At 60.8% G+C, this 19,296-nt stretch carries 15 protein-coding genes; 11 read left to right on the top strand and 4 right to left on the bottom strand.

Going from position 1 to position 19,296, the window contains the following annotated elements; translation table 11 throughout:
* Window positions 1-70: 70 nt before the first annotated feature.
* The 3 genes from OLZ32_RS16875 to OLZ32_RS16865 all read right to left on the bottom strand — a co-directional run bounded on the left by OLZ32_RS16875 (window position 71) and on the right by OLZ32_RS16865 (window position 2,270).
* Window positions 71-736, bottom strand: coding sequence for a dihydrofolate reductase family protein (locus tag OLZ32_RS16875; RefSeq protein ID WP_264421857.1), 666 nt, complete (start codon window positions 734-736; stop codon window positions 71-73).
* Window positions 737-831: 95 nt separating this feature from the next.
* The gene (gene pncA, locus OLZ32_RS16870) at window positions 832-1,458 is read right to left on the bottom strand and encodes a bifunctional nicotinamidase/pyrazinamidase (protein WP_264421855.1); all 627 of its coding nucleotides are present in this window, start codon (window positions 1,456-1,458) and stop codon (window positions 832-834) included.
* Window positions 1,459-1,790: 332 nt separating this feature from the next.
* On the bottom strand, window positions 1,791-2,270 hold the full coding sequence (locus OLZ32_RS16865) for an EF-hand domain-containing protein (RefSeq protein ID WP_264399134.1): 480 nt from the start codon (window positions 2,268-2,270) through the stop codon (window positions 1,791-1,793).
* 397 nt (window positions 2,271-2,667) lie between these two features.
* On the opposite strand from OLZ32_RS16865, the gene OLZ32_RS16860 reads away from it, so the two are divergent.
* Entirely contained in the window at window positions 2,668-3,015 is a 348-nt protein-coding gene (locus tag OLZ32_RS16860; protein ID WP_017988936.1) for a hypothetical protein, read from the top strand.
* Between the two features lie 128 nt (window positions 3,016-3,143).
* On the opposite strand, the gene OLZ32_RS16855 is transcribed toward OLZ32_RS16860, so the two are convergent.
* Window positions 3,144-5,624 (bottom strand): ATP-dependent helicase, encoded by a 2,481-nt coding sequence (locus OLZ32_RS16855; RefSeq protein WP_264399135.1) that lies wholly within the window; start codon window positions 5,622-5,624, stop codon window positions 3,144-3,146.
* Window positions 5,625-5,872: 248 nt separating this feature from the next.
* Here OLZ32_RS16855 and OLZ32_RS16850 point away from each other — a divergent pair, with 248 nt between their 5' ends.
* From OLZ32_RS16850 to OLZ32_RS16805, 10 genes are all read left to right on the top strand, one after another.
* A complete protein-coding gene (locus tag OLZ32_RS16850) occupies window positions 5,873-6,349 on the top strand; it encodes a VOC family protein (protein ID WP_003541351.1) in 477 nt (158 codons plus the stop codon).
* 412 nt (window positions 6,350-6,761) lie between these two features.
* The gene (locus OLZ32_RS16845) at window positions 6,762-8,705 is read left to right on the top strand and encodes a PrkA family serine protein kinase (protein ID WP_264399136.1); all 1,944 of its coding nucleotides are present in this window, start codon (window positions 6,762-6,764) and stop codon (window positions 8,703-8,705) included.
* A gap of 12 nt (window positions 8,706-8,717) precedes the next feature.
* The gene (locus OLZ32_RS16840; RefSeq protein WP_003541349.1) at window positions 8,718-9,992 is read left to right on the top strand and encodes a YeaH/YhbH family protein; all 1,275 of its coding nucleotides are present in this window, start codon (window positions 8,718-8,720) and stop codon (window positions 9,990-9,992) included.
* Window positions 9,989-11,539 (top strand): SpoVR family protein, encoded by a 1,551-nt coding sequence (locus tag OLZ32_RS16835; protein WP_222285953.1) that lies wholly within the window; start codon window positions 9,989-9,991, stop codon window positions 11,537-11,539. The genes OLZ32_RS16840 and OLZ32_RS16835 overlap by 4 nt, the downstream gene beginning before the upstream one ends.
* An 88-nt stretch (window positions 11,540-11,627) precedes the next feature.
* The gene (locus OLZ32_RS16830; protein ID WP_003541345.1) at window positions 11,628-11,891 is read left to right on the top strand and encodes an antitoxin; all 264 of its coding nucleotides are present in this window, start codon (window positions 11,628-11,630) and stop codon (window positions 11,889-11,891) included.
* On the top strand, window positions 11,888-12,301 hold the full coding sequence (locus OLZ32_RS16825; protein WP_003541344.1) for a type II toxin-antitoxin system VapC family toxin: 414 nt from the start codon (window positions 11,888-11,890) through the stop codon (window positions 12,299-12,301). Before OLZ32_RS16830 ends, OLZ32_RS16825 begins: the two co-directional genes overlap by 4 nt.
* A 179-nt stretch (window positions 12,302-12,480) precedes the next feature.
* A complete protein-coding gene (locus OLZ32_RS16820; protein WP_264399137.1) occupies window positions 12,481-13,401 on the top strand; it encodes an adenylate/guanylate cyclase domain-containing protein in 921 nt (306 codons plus the stop codon).
* 268 nt (window positions 13,402-13,669) lie between these two features.
* On the top strand, window positions 13,670-14,878 hold the full coding sequence (locus OLZ32_RS16815) for an efflux RND transporter periplasmic adaptor subunit (protein ID WP_003541342.1): 1,209 nt from the start codon (window positions 13,670-13,672) through the stop codon (window positions 14,876-14,878).
* Entirely contained in the window at window positions 14,875-18,030 is a 3,156-nt protein-coding gene (locus OLZ32_RS16810) for an efflux RND transporter permease subunit (RefSeq protein ID WP_264399138.1), read from the top strand. The genes OLZ32_RS16815 and OLZ32_RS16810 overlap by 4 nt, the downstream gene beginning before the upstream one ends.
* Window positions 18,031-18,302: 272 nt before the next feature.
* On the top strand, window positions 18,303-19,296 hold a 994-nt coding region (locus OLZ32_RS16805; RefSeq protein ID WP_264421853.1), incomplete at its 3' end, for a flagellin N-terminal helical domain-containing protein.

Genomic DNA, 19,296 nt, shown 5'->3' with positions numbered 1-19,296 from the left:
CAATACGTCAGCGCTGTCGCGGCTGGCATCCTCGATGAAGTGCGGTGCCTGAGGAACGCGCCGGCGCGTCTCAGCCCTCGCGCTTCATCCGTTCTCTGCGTGCGATTTCGGCTTGCGAAGGCTCGGGCATTCCGAAGCTGCCGGTTTCGACCTCGCCGGCGCGCTCGTAGACGCTCATGATGACGCCGGTCGTCGATACCGAGTTGGTCGTGAGCTTCAGCGCCTCCGGCCTGGCGCCCTTGCCGAACAAGCGCTTCCCGGGGCCGAGGATGAGCGGGAATGTCAGGAGCCGGAGTTCATCGATCAGGTCGTGCGCCAGCAGGGTTTGCAGCAAGCCACTGCTGCCCTGCGTCAGGAGGTCGGGACCGTCTTGCTGCTTCAAGCGGGCGATTTCGGCGGCGACATCGCCGCGCAGCGCAAAGGAATTTTCCCAGGCGAGCGGCTCGTTCGAGGTGGTTGCGACATATTTGGTTGCGGCATTGAAGGCTTTTCCGATGGGATCGTCTTTGCCGACGAAGGGCCAGTGCGCCGCGAAGATCTCGTAGGTTTTACGGCCGAGCAGCAGCGCGAAGGGGTCGGTAAAAATCCCGTCCATGAAACCGCCCATCGGCTCGTCCCAGTAATTAACGGTCCAGCCGCCAAGAGTGAAGCCGCCGGTCGGATCCTCCTGCGGCGCGCCCGGCGCCTGCATGACGCCATCCAAGCTCACGAAGGCTGCGGTAACAAGCTTTCTCATCTCTCAACTCCCGTGATTGGTGTGTTCAGAGCCAAGGACGGATGGACGTGTGCCGATCCGACATCCGCCACATTGTCTTTTATCGCTGATCTCACTCAGCCGGCCAGGACCTTGGCGCTGTCGATGATCGCGATGCCATGCGTCCGCATCTCCTCGATGGCGGCGGCGACGCCTTCGGGCGTGATGCCGCGGCTTGCATCCTCGACGAAGCGCACGCGAACGTCAGGTATCATCTCCAGCGCGTCGAGCGCGGAGAACTTGACGCAATAGTCGGTCGCCAGCCCGCAGACGTCGAGGTCGGTGACGCCCTGATCCTCGAGGAAATCGGAGAGGCCGGTCGAGGCATCGCGGGCATTGTCGCGGAAGGCCGAATAGCTGTCGATATCAGGATCCTCGCCCTTCTGCTGGATCAGGTCGATCTCTTCGGATTTGAGCTCGGGATGCAGTTCGGCATCGAGCGTACCCTGAATGCAGTGGTCGGGCCACATCATCTGCGGCTTGCCTGACAGTTCCCCCATCTCGAAGGGGGCGGCACCGGGATGGGCGGAGGCGAAGCTGCCGTGGCCCGGCGGATGCCAGTCCTGCGAGGCGACAATCAGATCGTATTTGCCGCTGTCGATCAGTCTGTTTGCGACGGGAACCACCTTGTCGCCCTCCGGCACCGGCAGATTGCCGCCCGGACAGAAGCCGTTTTGAATGTCGACGAGCAGCAGCGCTTTCATCAAGGCCAATCCCTTCGCTTTATTCCAGTGTAAGACGCCAAGCACACTGAATGGATCAACTAGTGGATTTCCAGGCGCGGACGCGCAAGTGTTAATTCTGGTACTAGCGGTAGTAAGTCGTCGAAACAGAATGCTCTAATGCAATCATTGCGATAGTTGGCGGCGGTTCTCGTGTCGAAATGGAACGGAGGGGAAGGCGTGTGCATGATTTCCGGATCGCAGACAAGGCCCACGACGTTGGCAAGTGCCGGCAAATCGATCTGCCTGCGTAGGATGCTTTGTGCGGCATCGATGGATCGAGGCTCCCCCGGCAGAGCCCGGATCTCGGCCAGCTAGACCGCCGCCACGTCTTCGGCTGCGGAATCACCTGCTGCGGCGGAAGCGCCGTAGGTATTGCGGTAGGCTTGAAGGGCCGTCTGCATGTCGCTCAGCACTTTGGTGAGCAGCGGATCGCTATCACCTGACGTCTTGATGCTGTTCGGATCGGCGGCGAGGAATTCGGACTCGGTCAACTTGCCGTCGCCATCCGTATCCATCGCGGCGAAGACGTCCTTGGAAGCGTCGTCGCTCTGATCGTCGCTGCCGTCGGTCTTCTGCATCGACAGCATCAGCGACAGGATGTCGGCGGTGATCTTCTTGACGATGTCGGTGCTGCTGTCGTCGCTGTCGGTCGACGCCGTGGCCGATGTCGAGGACTGCGAGGCGGCGGCCAACTCGTCCGCCGATATGACGCCGTCGCCATTCTTGTCGAGGCTGGAAAGCGGAGACTGATATTGAGTTAATGTGCTGCCGAGAGACGAAACACTGGTCACTTGAACCTCCTTCGAAAAGTTCGTCGTGAAACCCTCCTTTCATGGGTGGGCAGCCTCTGGGCTAAGCTGATTTGCGCAAGGCGTCAAAGCGACGTTTTGACAGGGCAGAAGTGCGATTGACGGCGCGGGGCGACGCACGTTAACCTTGCGGTTACCAAAGTTGTTTCATTGGAATTATTGGCTTTTTTAGCGATTTCTTCGCCTGGGCGCGATTAAATTCATGCCCGTCTTTGCCTGAAATTGCCGTAATGCAGCGTGCGGAGGAGCCATGGGCGGGAGTGCCCGGGTTTGCGTGGCTGCGACATTTCGTCTGCTCTCTATGAGGGCGACGTCAGGCTGAGCTTGCTCCGGATCATGATTTCTGCCTTTCTTACCCTCAGCAGCGGGAAGCGAAGTCATGTCCGAGTCCGATCCAGACGAAAAGATCGATGCGACGTTTCGCAACGGGTCGCTGACAGCGGCCGGGATCATCCTCGGTTTCTCGCTCAATTTCATCAGCGTCTGGGTCTCCAACCCCAATGACTGGAGCCGCATCGATATTCTGCCGATGCTGTTCCTGACCGTGGGCATCGCCGTCCAGGTGAAAGTCTTTGCCGATTTGCTGGCGCGGGACTCCCTGTTTGCCACCAAATATGACCGATCTCGCCGGCTCTTTCTGATCGGATTGGGAATCGTCGCCGCGGGCATCGGCATCGCGCTCGTCAACGATATTCTCGGGCTCGGAAGAATGCGGATGCTCGGGTGAGCGTTTTCGCGTCGTGCTGACTTGGATCGGTTCAGCTTTTCATGGGAGCGCAGAACCGCTCCAGTCTTTTGTTTTACGCAATTCCGGGCGGAAAACCGCTTCACACTTTTCCTGGAATTGCTCTGAGGTCACACGCGCTCGACGAACCCGTCCAGCACGCGCTTCTGTCCGGCCCGGTCGAACTCGATTGTCAGCTTGTTGCCTTCGATGCCAGTGATGTTGCCGTTGCCGAATTTCAGGTGGAACACGCGATCGCCGAGGGTGAATCTCGATGGTTCCGACGAGGTCGATTTCGCCACCAGTTCGCCTTCGATCGTGCGCCCCTTCGGGCCGCTTTCGCCATAGCCGATGCGTTCGACGGCGTGGCCGGAGCGGGTGCCCCAATTGTCGCGTGTAGCGTCGGTCTTGTTGGCCTGGGCGCGTTTCCAGCCGGGAGTGGAATAGGAGTTGGCGAAGGGTTCGGCCTTGTCGAAGCGGGACTGACCGTAGCCGCCGCGGCCATACCCGCCGTAGCTCTGTTCCATTTCGGCGACCTCGACATGGGTTTCCGGCAGTTCATCGAGGAAACGTGAGGGCAGGGTCGATTGCCAGAGGCCATGGATGCGGCGGTTGGAGACGAACCAGATGTGGCAGCGGTGCTTGGCGCGGGTGATGCCGACATAGGCGAGGCGGCGTTCCTCCTCCAGGCCGGCGCGGCCGCTCTCATCCAGCGAGCGCTGGTGCGGGAAGAGGCCTTCCTCCCAGCCGGGCAGGAAGACGGTGTCGAATTCCAGGCCCTTGGCCGAGTGCAGCGTCATGATCGAGACGGCGTCGAGGTTCTCGTTGGTCTCGGCATCCATGACCAGGGAGACGTGTTCGAGGAAGCCGCGCATCGACTCGAAGCTTTCCATCGAGCGGATGAGTTCCTTGAGGTTTTCGAGGCGGCCGGGGGCTTCGGCGTTCTTGTCGTTCTTCCACATGTCGGTATAGCCGGACTCTTCGAGGATCTGCTCGGCAAGTTCGGTATGCGGCGTGTTTTCAAGCAGTTCCTGCCATCGGCGGAAAGATTGAATCACATCGAAGAGCGCCTTTCGCGCCTTCGGCTTCAGCTCGTCCGTCTCGATGATGTCGGCGGCTGCCGCAAGCATCGGGATATCGCGGGCACGCGCATAGTCGTGCAGCGCGCGCACTGTCGTATCGCCGAGGCCGCGCTTCGGGGTGTTGACGATGCGCTCGAAAGCGAGGTCGTCGGCCGGCTGCGCCACGAGGCGGAAATAGGCCATGGCATCGCGGATCTCGAGGCGCTCGTAGAAGCGCGGGCCGCCGATGACGCGATAGTTGAGGCCGAGGGTGACGAAGCGGTCTTCGAATTCGCGCATCTGGAAGGAGGCGCGCACGAGGATCGCCATGTCGTTCAAGAGATGCTTGCCGCGCTGGAGCTGCTCGATCTCCTCGCCGATGGCCCGGGCTTCCTCCTCCGAATCCCAGGAAGCGTGGACCTGCACCTTGGCGTCGTCGGGATCGGAGCGGTCGGTGAACAGCGTCTTGCCGAGGCGGCCCTCATTATGGGCGATCAGATGGGCGGCGGCCCCGAGGATATGTTCGGTCGAGCGGTAGTTGCGCTCGAGCTTGATGACCTTGGCACCGGGGAAATCCTTTTCGAAGCGCAGGATATTGTCGACCTCCGCGCCGCGCCAGCCATAGATCGACTGATCGTCGTCGCCGACGCAGCAGACGTTCTGTGGCTCGCCCTTGGGGCGTTGGGCGAGAAGCCTGAGCCACATATATTGAGCAGTGTTGGTGTCCTGGTACTCGTCGACGAGGATATAGCGGAAGCGACCGTGATATTCCTTCAAGAGATCCGGGTTCTTGCGGAAGATCGCGATCGGATGCATCAGCAGGTCGCCGAAATCGCAGGCGTTCAGCGTCGTCAGGCGCGCCTGATAGGCGAAATAGAGATCGCGGCCGCGGCCATTGGCAAAGGCGCGGGCGTCGCCCTCGGGGATATCGGCAGGGCCGAGACCCTTGTTCTTCCAGGTGTCGATCATCCCGGCGAACTGCTTGGCCGGCCAGCGCTTGTCGTCGAGGCCTTCGGCCTGGATGATCTGCTTGATCAGACGAACGACGTCGTCGGTATCGAGAATGGTGAAATCGGAGCGCAGGCCGACGAGCTCGCCGTGGCGGCGCAGAAGTTTGACGCCGATCGAGTGGAAGGTGCCGAGCCAGGGCATGCCTTCGACGGCGCCGCCGACGAGCAAGGCGATGCGCTCCTTCATCTCGCGGGCAGCCTTGTTGGTGAAGGTGACGGCGAGGATCTGCGAGGGGAAGGCGCGGCCGGTGTTGAGGATATGCGCAATGCGGGTCGTCAGCACGCGGGTCTTGCCGGTGCCGGCGCCGGCGAGCACGAGGACGGGGCCTTCCAGCGTTTCGACGGCTTCGGTCTGCTCGGGGTTAAGCCCGGCGAGATAATCCGGCCGCTTGCCGCCGTCGCGAGCCGCCATGGCGCGGGCGGCGATGCCGCCACCGGCGGCGGGCGCCCTTTCGGCGGGTGCGGCAGGTGGCTGCGGCTTGCGCGCCATCTCGCCCGGCTCTTCGTCGAAGAAGGGCATATCGTCGAAACTATTGCTCATGGCGCGTAATGTAGTGATTCGGGAAGGAAAGACCAGAAAAGATGTTCTGCTTTCATTCCCGAGCCGACGCTATTCCAAGCGGTATGTTGCGGGCGGCAAGGCCGCCGCCGAGCGCGGCTGTGGTCGCCATGCGGGGCAAGCGGGGCAAAAAAATCGGATCGTGGCGTGTCGGAACCGGCGCCGGTGGGGCGTCCTTGGGTCATCGGACAGCAGTCCGGATCAACCCCCGTCAACAAGGAGGCCGTTTCATGCCGAAGGTCGTTTCAAATCTCTGGTTCGCCGAGGAAGCGCGCGAAGCCGTCGAATTCTATGTGTCTGTCATCCCGGACTCCAGGATCGGCCGTACGACCATATTGCCGGCGGAAACGCCGAGCGGGCCTCCCGGCAGCGTCGAGCTGATCGAGTTCACGCTCGCCGACCAGGCCTTCCTGGCCATGAAGGCCGGCCCGCTCGATAGCTTCAACCATTCTTTCTCGATCGCGATTCTCCTGGAAAGCCAAGCCGAGATCGATTGGATATGGGAGGCATTTCTCGCCAATGGCGGCACGCCGGAGGCCTGCGGCTGGCTGAAGGACCGCTGGGGCCTTTCCTGGCAGATCGTGCCGCGCATGCTGTCGGAGATGATCGCCGACAGCGACCGCGAGCGGGCCAGGCGCGTAACCGAAGTGATGCTCGGCATGGTCAAGATCGATGTCGCCGCGCTGGAGAAGGCATTCAACAGCTGAGTCGCGCCGGTAGGCGGATGAGTCGCGATAAGGGGCGAATCGTCGCGACGCGTCCGTTTCAATCATGTCTGAAGCGGATCGGCACACGCTGTCCTGCATCGACTTTGCGCAGATTGGCCGCCAATCGTCGATTTTTCCAGTGCTCGAATCACGGGCGGCATTGCACACCCTTTTCATCTTTCTGTCACGTCGCGAAATGTGCTGATATCGCAATAGCCCTTTTCTCAACTATAATAAGAAACAGTTTCGTGGAGTAAAAAAATAACCGGTGCATGCACGTTTTTGTGCATTGCCAGAAACAGCCGGTGAGCGTGGAATATACCTGCGAAACTATTGATTCTTAGGAATGTCGTGGCCATCTCCTTTGGTATGACGACCTAGAGCCTGTGGCATTAACCTTGATGGAGGGCCCATGCTGAGCGAATCCGTATTTGATGCGTTCACCCGCAGCTATGATGCGCGTCGCGAGACCGATATGTCGATCTCGGAGTATCTCGATCTTTGCAAAAAGGAACCGCTTGCCTACGCCAATGCGACCGAGCGGTTGCTCGCCGCGATAGGCGAGCCGCAGATGGTCGATACCGCCAGGGACGCGCGCCTCGGCCGGATCTTCATGAACCGGACCATCCGGATCTATCCGGCCTTTGCTGGCTTCCACGGCATGGAAGAGACAATCGAACGCATCGTTTCCTTCTTCCGGCACGCAGCGCAGGGGCTCGAGGAGCGCAAGCAAATCCTCTATCTGCTCGGCCCGGTCGGCGGCGGCAAATCATCGCTGGCGGAGCGGCTGAAACTGCTGATGGAGGTTTATCCGATCTACGTGCTGAAGGCCGGTGACGAGATCAGCCCGGTTTTCGAAAGTCCGCTCAACCTCTTCGACCCGGACACGATGGGATCGCTCCTGCAGGAGCAATACGGCATTCCGCTGCGGCGCCTGAGCGGATTGATGAGCCCGTGGTGCCTGAAGCGGCTCGACGATTTCGGAGGCGATATTTCCCGCTTCCGCGTCGTCAGAGTACAGCCTTCGCGGTTGCGCCAGATCGCCATCGCCAAGACCGAGCCTGGAGACGAGAACAATCAGGATATCTCGTCCTTGGTCGGCAAGGTCGATATACGCAAGCTGGAGACCTATTCCCAGAACGATCCCGATGCCTACAGCTATTCGGGCGGCCTCAACCGCGCCAATCAGGGCGTGCTCGAATTCGTCGAGATGTTCAAGGCGCCGATCAAGATGCTGCATCCGCTGCTGACGGCGACGCAGGAAGGGAACTATATCGGCTCCGAGAATATCGGCGCCATACCCTTCTCCGGCATCGTCCTTGCGCATTCGAACGAGGCGGAATGGCAGACCTTCAAGGCCAACAAGAACAACGAAGCGTTCATTGACCGTATCTGCGTGATCAAGGTGCCCTATTGCCTGCGCGTGACGGAAGAGCAGAAGATCTACGAGAAGCTGATCGAGGGATCAGAACTCGCCGATGCGCCATGCGCTCCGGCAACGCTCGAAATGCTGGCCCGCTTCTCCGTGCTTTCACGCCTGCGCAAGCATGAGAATTCGACATACTTCTCGAAGATGCGTACCTATGACGGCGAAAGCCTGAAGGAGACGGATCCGCGCGCCCGCAGTGTCCAGGAATACCGGGATGCCGCCGGCATCGACGAGGGCATGGACGGCATATCGACCCGCTTCGCCTTCAAGGTGCTCGCCTCCACTTTCAATCACGACACCACGGATATAGGCGCCGATCCCGTTCATCTGATGTATGTGCTGGAGCAGTCGATCCGCCGCGAGCAGTTTTCCGACGATGTCGAGAAGCGATATCTGGAATTCATCAAGGCCGATCTTGCGCCGCGTTACGCAGAGTTCATTGGAAATGAAATCCAGAAGGCCTATCTTGAGTCCTATGCGGATTACGGACAGAATCTGTTCGACCGCTATGTGGATTATGCCGATGCCTGGATCGAAGACGTGGACTTCAAGGATCCCGATACCGGCCAGCTTCTCGATCGCGAGCTCCTCAACCAGGAACTGACGAAAATCGAAAAGCCGGCGGGAATCGCCAATCCGAAGGATTTCCGCAACGAAATCGTCAAGTTCTGCTTGAGATCGCGGGCAGCCAACGGCGGAAAGAATCCGTCATGGACGAGCTACGAGAAAATCCGGGAAGTCATCGAAAAGCGAATGTTCTCGCAGGTCGAAGATCTTTTGCCGGTCATTTCCTTCGGATCGAAGAAGGATTCCGAAACGGAAAAGAAGCACAGCGAATTCGTCTCGCGCATGGCCGCGCGGGGTTACACGGAGAGGCAGGTTCGGCGCCTCGTCGAATGGTACATGCGCGTCAAACAGGCAAGTTAATGTGGAGCCAATATGCACATTGTCGACCGTCGGCTAAATCCGCGCGGTAAAAGTCTGGAAAATCGGCAACGGTTTCTTCGGCGCATGAAAGGCGCCGTGCAGCAGGCGGTAAAGCGTTCTCTGCAAAACCGGAACATTCGCGATGTGCTCGACGGCGGGGAAATCAGCCTGCCGATCGATGGAATGGCCGAGCCGAACTTGAGAAGGGGCGACGGCGGCATCCGCGACCATATCCTGCCTGGAAACAGGGCCTTCGTCGAAGGCGACATTCTTCCGCGCCCGCCGGGGAGCAGGGGCGGAAAACCCAAGGATGCGGGTGAGGGCGACGGCGAGGACGGCTTCCGCTTCGTGCTGACGCGCGAGGAATTCCTCGATGTGTTCCTGGACGATCTGGAACTGCCCGACCTTGCCAAGCGGCGCCTGGCCGAAACCGAGGAGGAAACTCCGTTCCGTGCCGGTTATTCCGTGTCGGGATCGCCGTCCAACATCGCCGTCGGTCGCACGACCAGGCTCGCGATGATGCGCCGTGTCGCGCTTCACCGTCCCCGCCGCGAAGAAATCGAAGCCCTGCAGCGGCAGATCGAGGAGTGCGAGGACGACGAGAGCCGGCTGGCGCTTGAGGCAAAACTCAAATCCCTGACGGAAAAAAGCCGGCGCATTCCCTATATCGATCCCCTGGACGTGCGGTATCGCCGCTTCGAAAACGAGCCGAAGCCTGTGGCGAAGGCCGTGATGTTTTGCTTGATGGACGTCTCCGGTTCCATGTCGGAACACATGAAGGATCTGGCGAAGCGGTTCTATCTGCTGCTCTACCTTTTCCTGTCGAAGCGCTACAAGAAAGTGGAGATCGTCTTCATCCGTCACACAGACAAGGCGGAGGAAGTCGACGAGGAAACCTTCTTCTATGGCCCGGCAACGGGCGGCACGCTGGTTTCCAGTGCGCTAGCGGCAATGCGGGCGATCATCGCGGCGCGTTTCGATCCGGCGGAATGGAATATCTATGGCGCCCAGGCCTCTGACGGCGACAACGCCCATTCGGACGGGAACTTGAGCGGACAGCTGCTGCGCGAGATTTTGCCACTGTGCCAGTATTTCGCTTACATCGAGGTGGGCGAAGAAGGCGGTGACTCCTCGGTATCCCGCTCGCCGCTTTGGATGCTCTATGACGGGATCCGTTCCGAGCTGCAGCCGCTTTCGATGCGCAAGGTCTGCCGGCGAAACGAAATATTCCCTGTTTTCCACGATCTCTTCCAGAAACGTGACGCACAGTCGAAGGTGACGCCATGACCATGACGATGAGGCCACGAGAGCGGCTATTATTCGAGGGGGCCGACTGGGATTTTGCAACGCTCCAGCGCATCCACGACGCCTGCGAGGAGATCGCGCTCGGCGAACTCGGCCTCGACGTCTATCCGAACCAGATCGAAGTCATCACCTCGGAGCAGATGCTCGATGCCTATTCCTCGACCGGCATGCCGCTCTTCTACCGCCATTGGTCCTTCGGTAAACACTTTGCGCATCACGAAACCTTCTACCGCCGCGGGATGCGCGACCTCGCCTATGAGATCGTCATCAACAGCTCTCCCTGCATCTCCTACCTGATGGAGGAAAACACGGCGACGATGCAGACGCTCGTCACCGCGCATGCGGCCTTCGGCCACAACCATTTCTTCAAGAACAACTATCTCTTCAAGCTCTGGACCGATGCGGAGGGCATCCTCGATTACCTCGATTTCGCCAAGGGCTATATCACCCGCTGTGAGGAACGTTACGGCGAGACGGCTGTCGAGCGCACGCTCGACGCAGCCCATGCGCTGATGTCGCACGGGGTGCATCGATACGCGGGCAAGACCACGATCGATCTTCGCCAGGAGGAAAAGCGGCAGCAGGAGCGCCGCGCCCACGAGGAGCAGATGTTCAACGATCTGTGGCGCACGGTTCCCGTCGGTAAGGCCCGAAAGGCGGGTGACATCGGCTTGGAAAAGCGCCGCGCCGCCCTCGGGCTTCCGCAGGACAACATTCTTTATTTTCTTGAAAAGTCGGCACCGCGGCTGCAGCCGTGGCAGCGCGAGATCCTTCGCATCGTCCGCCACGTCGCACAATATTTCCATCCCCAGCGGCAGACCAAGGTGATGAACGAGGGAACCGCCACCTTTGTCCACTACCAGATCATGACCCGCCTTCACGAGCGGGGGCAGATCAGCGACGGAAACTTCCTCGAATTCCTGAAGTCGCACGCCAACGTCGTGTTCCAGCCGAGCTATGACGACCGGCGGTTCTCGGGCTTCAATCCCTATGCGCTTGGCTTTGCGATGATGCAGGACATCGAGAGGATCGTCACGACGCCGACGGAAGAGGACCGCGCATGGTTTCCCGATATCGCCGGACGAGGCGATGCGATGGCGGTCCTGCGCGACATCTGGGCCAATTACCGGGACGAGAGCTTCATCAGCCAGTTCCTGAGCCCGAACCTGATCCGGCAGTTGCGGTTGTTCCATCTCTACGACGATCCGGAACAGACCGAGGGGGTACTGGTTTCGGCGATTCATAATGAGCGCGGATACCTGCGCATCCGCCGCCAGCTCTCCCGCGAATACGATATCGGCTGGACCGATCCGGCAATCGATATCGTCGATGTCGACCTCGCCGGCGACCGCCGGCTGTTGCTGCAGCACATCGTCATGAATGGCTGCTATCTTCAGGACAATGACACGAAACTCGTCCTGCAGCATCTCGCCGATCTCTGGGGCTATGACGTGTTGCTTCAGGAAATCGACAGTTCCAGCACGGTGGCAAGAGAACACGCGGCGAGCCCGCGCAAGATCGTTCAGTGATCCAGCTCTTTTCTTGAGGTGCCGGGCTTCTTGTTCACCGCTGGCTATCGGTATATATCATGATAGCTATCGCAATGCGGAGGCCATCATGGCAACGAGAACAGCCAAGATTTTTACGACCGGCCGCAGCCAGGCAGTCAGGCTCCCTGCGGAGTTCCGCTTCGAGGAGAGCGAGGTGTTCGTCCGTCGTGATCCGAAGACCGGCGATGTCATTCTGTCACGCAAGCCGGATTCGTGGGATGGTCTCTTTGAACTTTATGGCAAGGATCAGGTTCCGGACGATTTCCTGGGGCCAGTCGACCGCCGCCAGCCTTCGCATGATCGTGATCCATTCGAGGGCTGGAAGGAATGACGGCCTGGATGCTCGATACCAATATGGTGAGCCATGTCATCAAGGGCGATCGGCCGGAGATCATCGAAAGGTTGGCCACGCTTCCGATGGAAGACATCGTCATCTCATCGATCACCGAAGGGGAGCTGTTCTACGGTCTTGCCAAGCGAGGCTATCCGAAGGTGCTGTCGGAACGGATCCGCCAATTCCTGCTCCGGGTCGATGTTCTCCCTTGGGATCACGATGTTACGCGAACTTATGGCGACCTGCGCGCTGCCTGTGAAGCCAAAGGGGTGACTCTGGCGCCCCTCGATATGATGATTGCCGCTCATGCCGTTGCTACTGCCGCAACCCTCGTCACGCGCGACAAGGCTTTTGCTCGCGTTTCGGAGCCTTTGAAGGTCGACGACTGGGCGAATGAAGGAAGCTGAATCGTCCACGCCGCCTCTCATGCCCGGAAAAGGCGGGTCGACGATCAGCAATTATCGGTGGTAACGAACACAAAGGCTTAGTAACTTACCGCCGCTGCAATAGCCCATAATCTCCAATCGACCAGTTTCAGCCTTTGCAGCGACCTTTCCCGGGGCGGATAGCGCGGAGACGAGAGACCATGAGTGAAACGCGGCGCAAGCTGACGACGATCTTCTGTGCTGACGTGCAGGACTATACGCGGCTGATGGGGGCTGACGAGGAGGGGACGCTTGCAAGCTTGAAGCGCTGTCGGGAGGCGATGGGGCGCCTGATCGAAAGCCATGGTGGCCGCGTCATCAATACCTGGGGCGACGGGCTGATCGCCGATTTCCCGAGCGTGGTCGAGGCGGTGCGCGCGGCCGTCGACACCCAAAACGAACTCGCGGGTTTCAACGCCCGCCGCCCGGCCGACGGTCGCATGCTCTTCCGCATCGGCATCAATCTCGGCGACGTGATCGTCGAGGGCGACGACATCTATGGCGACGGCGTCAATATTGCGGCGCGGCTCCAGACCTCGGCTGCGGCAGGCGGTATCGTGATATCGAGCACCGTCTATGACCAGGTCCGCAACAAGGTGGCTGTTGGTTTCGAGTTTCTCGGACCGCTGATGGTGAAGAATGTCGATGAAGGCGTGCCGAGCTACGCGGTGAAGATCGGCGATGCCAGGGACGAGACGCCACCTGCAGAACGATCCGGCCCCGCGCGGCCGCAGCCGGCGCCGGTTATGGCGGCCGCTAAGGCCGAGACAACCCCAGCACCGGGCGGACGCAGGCTGTATGGCGTGCTCGGCATCATCGCCGCCGTCCTGATCGGTATCAACCTCCTGTCGTGGCAGGGCGTTTTCTGGGCGCGTTTTCCGGTGCTCGCGCTTGCCGTCGTCGCGGCGCTCGCCTGGAACCGCGACCAGACCCGGTTCAACCGCAAGATCACCTTGCTGGCGATCCTGGCACTCGGCCTTGCCGGCATCAACCTCTTCACCTGGACGGGGCAGTTCTGGGCGGTGTGGCCGATACTGGGGATTGCGGCTGTGATGGGTGTGCGGTGGTCGATGCGCCGATAGACATCCAACCCGCATCTTCAGGGATTTTGTACGGTATCTTGCCCGACAATCGGCGGGATCAAAGACACGGGCCAGTGTTCATTCAAGCAAAAGTGAGCGGCCGGGTTATTTCCATTCTTTGCTGATATTACAAATCGGTAATGCCGGCTGCTTATGCTTGCCGGTAAGCTGTAAACGCGCGATATTGTCGCATCAGACGGGAATCTCGATCCCGCAGCGCCTCTTTCGACCGACCCTGGTCCAACCTCGAGTCCCTCCGGAGACGTGAATGGCCTTTTGGAAGCAGTTTGTACTGTCGCTGATCGTCATTATTGCCGGCTTTGCCGCGTGGGTTTTCTTCGTGCCCGGCGCTGGTGATACGATGCGCGATGCAGGCATTCCAGACAGCATCGTTTCCAAGATCGCGCCGAAGGCCGAGGAGACTGCCGGTGCCGACGCTCCGGCCCGGGCGCAAGGCCAGCAGCGTGGCGAGGGGCAGGGACAGGGGAACCGCCGTAATGGCGGCGGGCGCAACAACACCATTCTTGTCGCGACGCAGGCGGTCGTCCAGGGTATCGTCAACGACCGGCTGAACGCCATCGGCACGGGTGATGCGATCCGTTCGGTCGCGGTCACGCCGCAGGCATCGGGCACGATCCGCGAAATCCTCATCAAGTCGGGCGACAGGGTGAAGGCCGGCCAGGTGCTCGCCAAGCTCGACAGCGAGGAGCAGGTGATCGCCCGCGGCCAGGCTGATGTGGCGGTCAAGGCCGCCGTCGAGAAGTCCAATCTCTATCACAACATCAAGTCCAGCGTGTCACGCATGGACGTGTTCGATTCGGAGATCGCCGAGCAGGGCGCGCGGCTGCAGCTGCAGGCCGCCGAGCTCAATCTCGCCCGGCGCAACATCACCGCGCCGATCGACGGCATCGTCGGCATCGTGCCGGTCAATATCGGCGACAACGTCACGACGAGCATCCCGATCGTCACGCTCGATGACCGTTCGGAAATCCTCGTCGACTACTGGGTGCCGGAGCGCTTCGCCAATACGGTGTCGGTCGGCCAGCCGGTCGAGGCGATGTCTGTGGCAAGGCCGGGGCAGGTGTTTTCAGGCGTGGTCGAAGCCGTCGACAACCGCATCGACGCGGCAAGCCGCACGCTGCGTCTGCGCGCCCGGATCGACAACGGTTCCGATGAGCTGCGTGCCGGCATGTCCTTCAGTGTCAGCATGAAATTTCCTGGCGACAAATATCCGGCTGTCGACCCGGTCTCAGTGCAGTGGGATTCGCAGGGCTCCTTCGTCTGGCAGGTCAACGACGACAAGTCGCATAAGGTGCGGGTCAGCATCGTGCAGCGCAACCCGGATTTCGTGCTCGTCAAAGCCGATCTCAAGGACGGCGACGTGATCGTGACACAGGGCCTGCAGCGCGTGCGCGAGGGTGGGGCGGTGCGCGTGAGCGCCGATGTCGCCGCGACTGCGGAGGTCGCCACCCAATGAACGTGACCGAGATTCATCAGGACAGGGCGTCAGGCAAGCAGAGCTTCACCGCACTTTTCGTTCGCCGGCCGATCCTGGCTCTGGTGTTCAACACGCTGATGGTCGTTGCCGGCCTTGCCGCCTATGTCGGCGTCGAGGTGCGCGAACTGCCCGATGTCGACCGTCCCGTCGTTACCGTGCGCACCACCTTCGACGGCGCATCGCCGCAGACGATCGACCAGGAACTGACCAAGGTGATCGAGGGGGCGGTCGCGCGCGTCAGCGGCCTCAAATCGATTTCGTCGACCTCGTCCTTCGGCCAGAGCCGGGTGACGCTGGAATTCTCGGATGCGATCGATCTCTCGGTCGCCGCCAATGACGTGCGCGACGCGATCGGCCGCATTACCCAGAACCTGCCGGATGAGGCGGATGCACCGCAGATCGTCAAGGCGGATTCGGATTCCTCGGCGATCATGCGCCTTGCCGTTACCTCCACCAATCTCAACATGGACGATCTGACACAGCTCGTCGAAAACGAGGTGATCGATCGCCTCGCCTCCGTCGACGGCGTTGCCGACGTCGAGGAATATGGCGACCAGGAGAAGGTCTTCCGCGTCGATGTCGACCAGGGGGCTCTTGCCAGCCGCGGGCTGACCATCGGCGACCTGACGAAGGCGCTCGACAATGCCGCACTCGATGTACCGGCCGGCTCGCTGAAGAGCAATACGCAGGATATCGTGGTGCGCGCCACCGCCAACCTGCAGACGCCGGCGGATTTTTCCAACGTCATCCTGCAGGATCGCGTCAGGCTCGGCGACGTCGCGACGGTGATGCTTGGACCACGCGACGGCGAAACGGCGCTGCGCTCCAACGGCAAACCGGGCATCGGCCTCGGCATCATCCGCCAGGCGCAATCGAATACGCTGAACATCTCGACCGGCATCAAGGCGGCCGTCGATCAGATGTCGAAGACGCTGCCCGAGGGCACGACGATCGCCGTCACCAGCGACGATGCCGTCTTCATCCAAGGTGCGATCCACGAAGTGGTGCTGGCGCTGGTGCTTGCCGCCGTCATCGTCACCGCCGTCATCTACCTCTTCCTGCGCGACTGGCGGGCGACGCTGATCCCGGCTGTCAGCATGCCGGTGGCGCTGATCGGCACGCTGGCGGCGATCTACATGGTCGGCTTCTCGATCAACATCCTGACGCTGCTGGCGATCGTGCTGGCGACCGGCCTCGTCGTTGACGATGCGATCGTGGTGCTCGAAAATATCGTACGCCGGCGCTCCGAAGGCATGGGGCCGCGCGCTGCTGCCGTGCTCGGAACGCGCGAGGTGTTCTTCGCCGTCATCGCCACGACGGCGACGCTGGCCGCGGTGTTCATTCCGCTCTCCTTCCTGCCGGGACAGGTCGGTGGCCTCTTCCGCGAATTCGGCTTCGTGCTCGCCTTCTCGGTCGGGCTGTCGTCGATCGTGGCGCTGACGCTGTGTCCGATGCTCGCCTCGCGCATGCTGACCAAACCGATGCTCGAAGATCACGGCATGCTCGGCCGCTTCGGCGGGGCGCTCGCCGATCTCTACAAATGGGCGCTGCACGGCTGTCTCAACGCGCCCTTCATCGTCATCCTGTTCTCGGTGATCTTTGCCGGCGCGGCACTCGTCGCTTTCTCGACGGTGAAGAGCGAGCTGACGCCCGAAGAGGACCGGTCGCTGGTGATGATGCGGCTGACGACGCCGCAGGGATCGAGCCTCGAATATACCCGCGACAAGATGCAACTCGTCGAAGAATATCTGCAGCCGCTGGTCGACAGCGGCGACATCCGCAATATCTTCTCGATCTCCGGGCAGGGCGGTTCGCTGAACAGCGGCTTCATGGTGCTGACGCTCGCCCCCTGGGGAGAGCGTGACAGGACGCAGACGGAAATCGTCGGCGATATCAACCAGGTAGCCGCCAGGGTGCCGGCCCTGCGCGGCAATGCTATTTCCTCGAACAGCCTTCGCATCCGCGGCGCCGGCAGTGGTCTGCAGATGGCGCTGATCGGCAATGATCACGAGGCGCTGACGGCGGCGGCCGCCAAGCTGGTTCAGTCGCTCGAGGCCACCGGCCAGTATGATACGCCGCGCCTGACCAACGAGCCCAGCCAGGCGCAGGTATCGGTGGCGATCGATCGCGAGCGCGCCTCGGATCTCGGCATCGACATAACCGGGCTCTCGACGGCAATCCAATCGCTGCTCGAAGGGCGATCGGTGGTCGACGTCTTCGTCGACGGCGAATCCTATCCCGTGCTTCTGACCTCGACGACGCGGCCGATCGACGATCCGACCGATCTTGAGAACGTGTTCCTGAAGACCGGCGACGGCAAGATCGTACCGATGTCGGTCATCGCCACGATGAAGGAAGGTTCGGTCGCGCCGCAGCTCAACCGCGAGCAGCAGCTCGCCTCCGTCGCGATCACCGCCGGCCTCAGGAACGGCATGTCGCTCGGCGATGCCGTCACCCAAGTGACTGCGCTCGCCGAGCCGCTGCTGCCGCCAGGCTCCCGCCTGTTGCCGCTCGCCGAGGCGGCGACGCTCGAGGAGAATTCGAGCGGCATGGCGCTGACCTTCGGCTTCGCCATTGTCATCATCTTCCTGGTGCTGGCCGCGCAGTTCGAAAGCGTGCTGTCCTCACTGATCATCATGTCGACGGTGCCGCTTGGTCTTGCCTGCGCCGTCTTCGCACTTGTTATCACCGGCTCCAGCCTCAACATCTACAGCCAGATCGGCCTGGTGCTGCTCGTCGGCGTCATGGCGAAGAACGGTATCCTGATCGTCGAATTCGCCAATCAGCTGCGCGACCGGGGCGAGGACGTGCGGTCCTCTATCGAGAAGGCCTGTGCGCTGCGCCTTCGTCCTGTGATGATGACGATGATCGCCACCATCCTCGGCGGCGTGCCGTTGGTCTTTGCCCATGGCGCCGGCGCCGAAGCACGCATTGCGCTCGGCTGGGTGATCGTCGGCGGTCTCGGTTTCGCGACGCTGGTGACGCTGTTCATCACGCCGGTTGCCTATCTGCTGCTTGCCCGCTTCGCCAAGCCGCACGCCCACGAGGAAGCGCGCCTGCACGAAGAGATGTCGGTCGCCACACGGCCGCGCGCCGCACCCGATGACGAGCAGTTGCAGGCCGCCGAATAAGGTTTTCATCCAATTTTGAAAACGCCGCCGAATCTCCTCCTGCGGCGTTTCTTATGGTGTATGATACCTTGTGAAATAAGATAAATTACTTCTGAAGTTTAGTCGTTTGTTAAGCATCAACGGCAATGATTGTGACCAGTAACCGACTGGTCTTCTTCGTTTCTTGAAGGCTGCGATGCGCTGGAGTTTCAGCGACCCCGGACATGAATGTCCGTGCGGCACGGTTCATTTTTAGTTCAGTTTGCGTCTGTTGTGTTTTGGAGTTTAGTCCCGTGAGTATTTATCAGCGCGTCTCCGTGGATGCGGCGCTTTATGTGCTGCGCGATATCAATCGGAACATGACGGTCACGCAAAACCACATCACGACGGGTATGCGTGTCGAAAAAGCCAGCGACAACGCCGTCTATTGGTCGATCGCCACCACCGCGCGGACCGACAACAAAGCGGTTTCGGCGATCCAGGATGCGCTTGGCATGGCCGCAGCGACGATGGGAACGGCCTATACCGGCGTTCAGAGCGTCATCGACGTCGTCTCCGAAATCAAGGCAAAGCTGGTTGCCGCTACCGAAGACGGCATCGACAAGAACAAGATCAACGAAGAGATCAAACAGCTGCAGGAGCAACTGCGCAGCGTTTCGGAATCGGCGACCTTCAACAGCGACAACTGGGTGGTCCTCACCAACGATGCGACGCCGACGCAGCCGCGCCAGATCCCGGCCTCGTTCATCCGCAACGCCGACGGCACGATCTCGATCGGCATGCTGAGCTACCATATCGACAATACGCCGGTGGGAGCGACGACCTCCAAGGACGCGCGCTACCTGATCGACGACCGTGCCACTGGTTCCGGCGAATACGGGGTGCTGACATCGGCCTATTTCGCCACCGAACTCGGTGCTGCGCAAAATTACGTGCTGATGACGAGCAAGAACGGCACCACCACCGGGCAGGTGGTGATCTCGGTGACATCAAGCACGACGCAGGGCCAGATCGGCCAGATGATCAGCGTTGTCGATGCCGCGCTGACGCAGCTGACGACGGTCGGTTCGGCCTTTGGTGCGCTGGAAAAGCGCATCAACCTGCAGAACGACTTCGCCACGAAACTGCACGACAACATCACTGCCGGCATCGGCCGGCTTGTCGATGCCGACATGGAGGAGGAGTCGAGCAGGCTGCGGGCGTTACAGACGCAGCAGCAGCTCGGCCTGCAGTCGCTCAACATCGCCAACGCCACCTACGACACCGTGCGGCAGTTGTTCCAGAATT

The organism is Rhizobium acaciae (assembly GCF_025941625.1).
Taxonomy (GTDB): Bacteria; Pseudomonadota; Alphaproteobacteria; order Rhizobiales; family Rhizobiaceae; genus Rhizobium; species Rhizobium acaciae.
This window is presented reverse-complemented; position numbering and strand designations above follow the sequence as displayed.

Coding starts and splice junctions, on each gene's coding strand:
- OLZ32_RS16875 (WP_264421857.1), bottom strand. CDS start 736: ATGAGAAAGCTTGTTACCGCAGCCTTCGTGAGCTTGGATGGCGTCATG.
- pncA (WP_264421855.1), bottom strand. CDS start 1,458: ATGAAAGCGCTGCTGCTCGTCGACATTCAAAACGGCTTCTGTCCGGGC.
- OLZ32_RS16860 (WP_017988936.1), top strand. CDS start 2,668: ATGTCCGAGTCCGATCCAGACGAAAAGATCGATGCGACGTTTCGCAAC.
- OLZ32_RS16855 (WP_264399135.1), bottom strand. CDS start 5,624: ATGAGCAATAGTTTCGACGATATGCCCTTCTTCGACGAAGAGCCGGGC.
- OLZ32_RS16850 (WP_003541351.1), top strand. CDS start 5,873: ATGCCGAAGGTCGTTTCAAATCTCTGGTTCGCCGAGGAAGCGCGCGAA.
- OLZ32_RS16845 (WP_264399136.1), top strand. CDS start 6,762: ATGCTGAGCGAATCCGTATTTGATGCGTTCACCCGCAGCTATGATGCG.
- OLZ32_RS16840 (WP_003541349.1), top strand. CDS start 8,718: ATGCACATTGTCGACCGTCGGCTAAATCCGCGCGGTAAAAGTCTGGAA.
- OLZ32_RS16835 (WP_222285953.1), top strand. CDS start 9,989: ATGACCATGACGATGAGGCCACGAGAGCGGCTATTATTCGAGGGGGCC.
- OLZ32_RS16830 (WP_003541345.1), top strand. CDS start 11,628: ATGGCAACGAGAACAGCCAAGATTTTTACGACCGGCCGCAGCCAGGCA.
- OLZ32_RS16825 (WP_003541344.1), top strand. CDS start 11,888: ATGACGGCCTGGATGCTCGATACCAATATGGTGAGCCATGTCATCAAG.
- OLZ32_RS16820 (WP_264399137.1), top strand. CDS start 12,481: ATGAGTGAAACGCGGCGCAAGCTGACGACGATCTTCTGTGCTGACGTG.
- OLZ32_RS16815 (WP_003541342.1), top strand. CDS start 13,670: ATGGCCTTTTGGAAGCAGTTTGTACTGTCGCTGATCGTCATTATTGCC.
- OLZ32_RS16810 (WP_264399138.1), top strand. CDS start 14,875: ATGAACGTGACCGAGATTCATCAGGACAGGGCGTCAGGCAAGCAGAGC.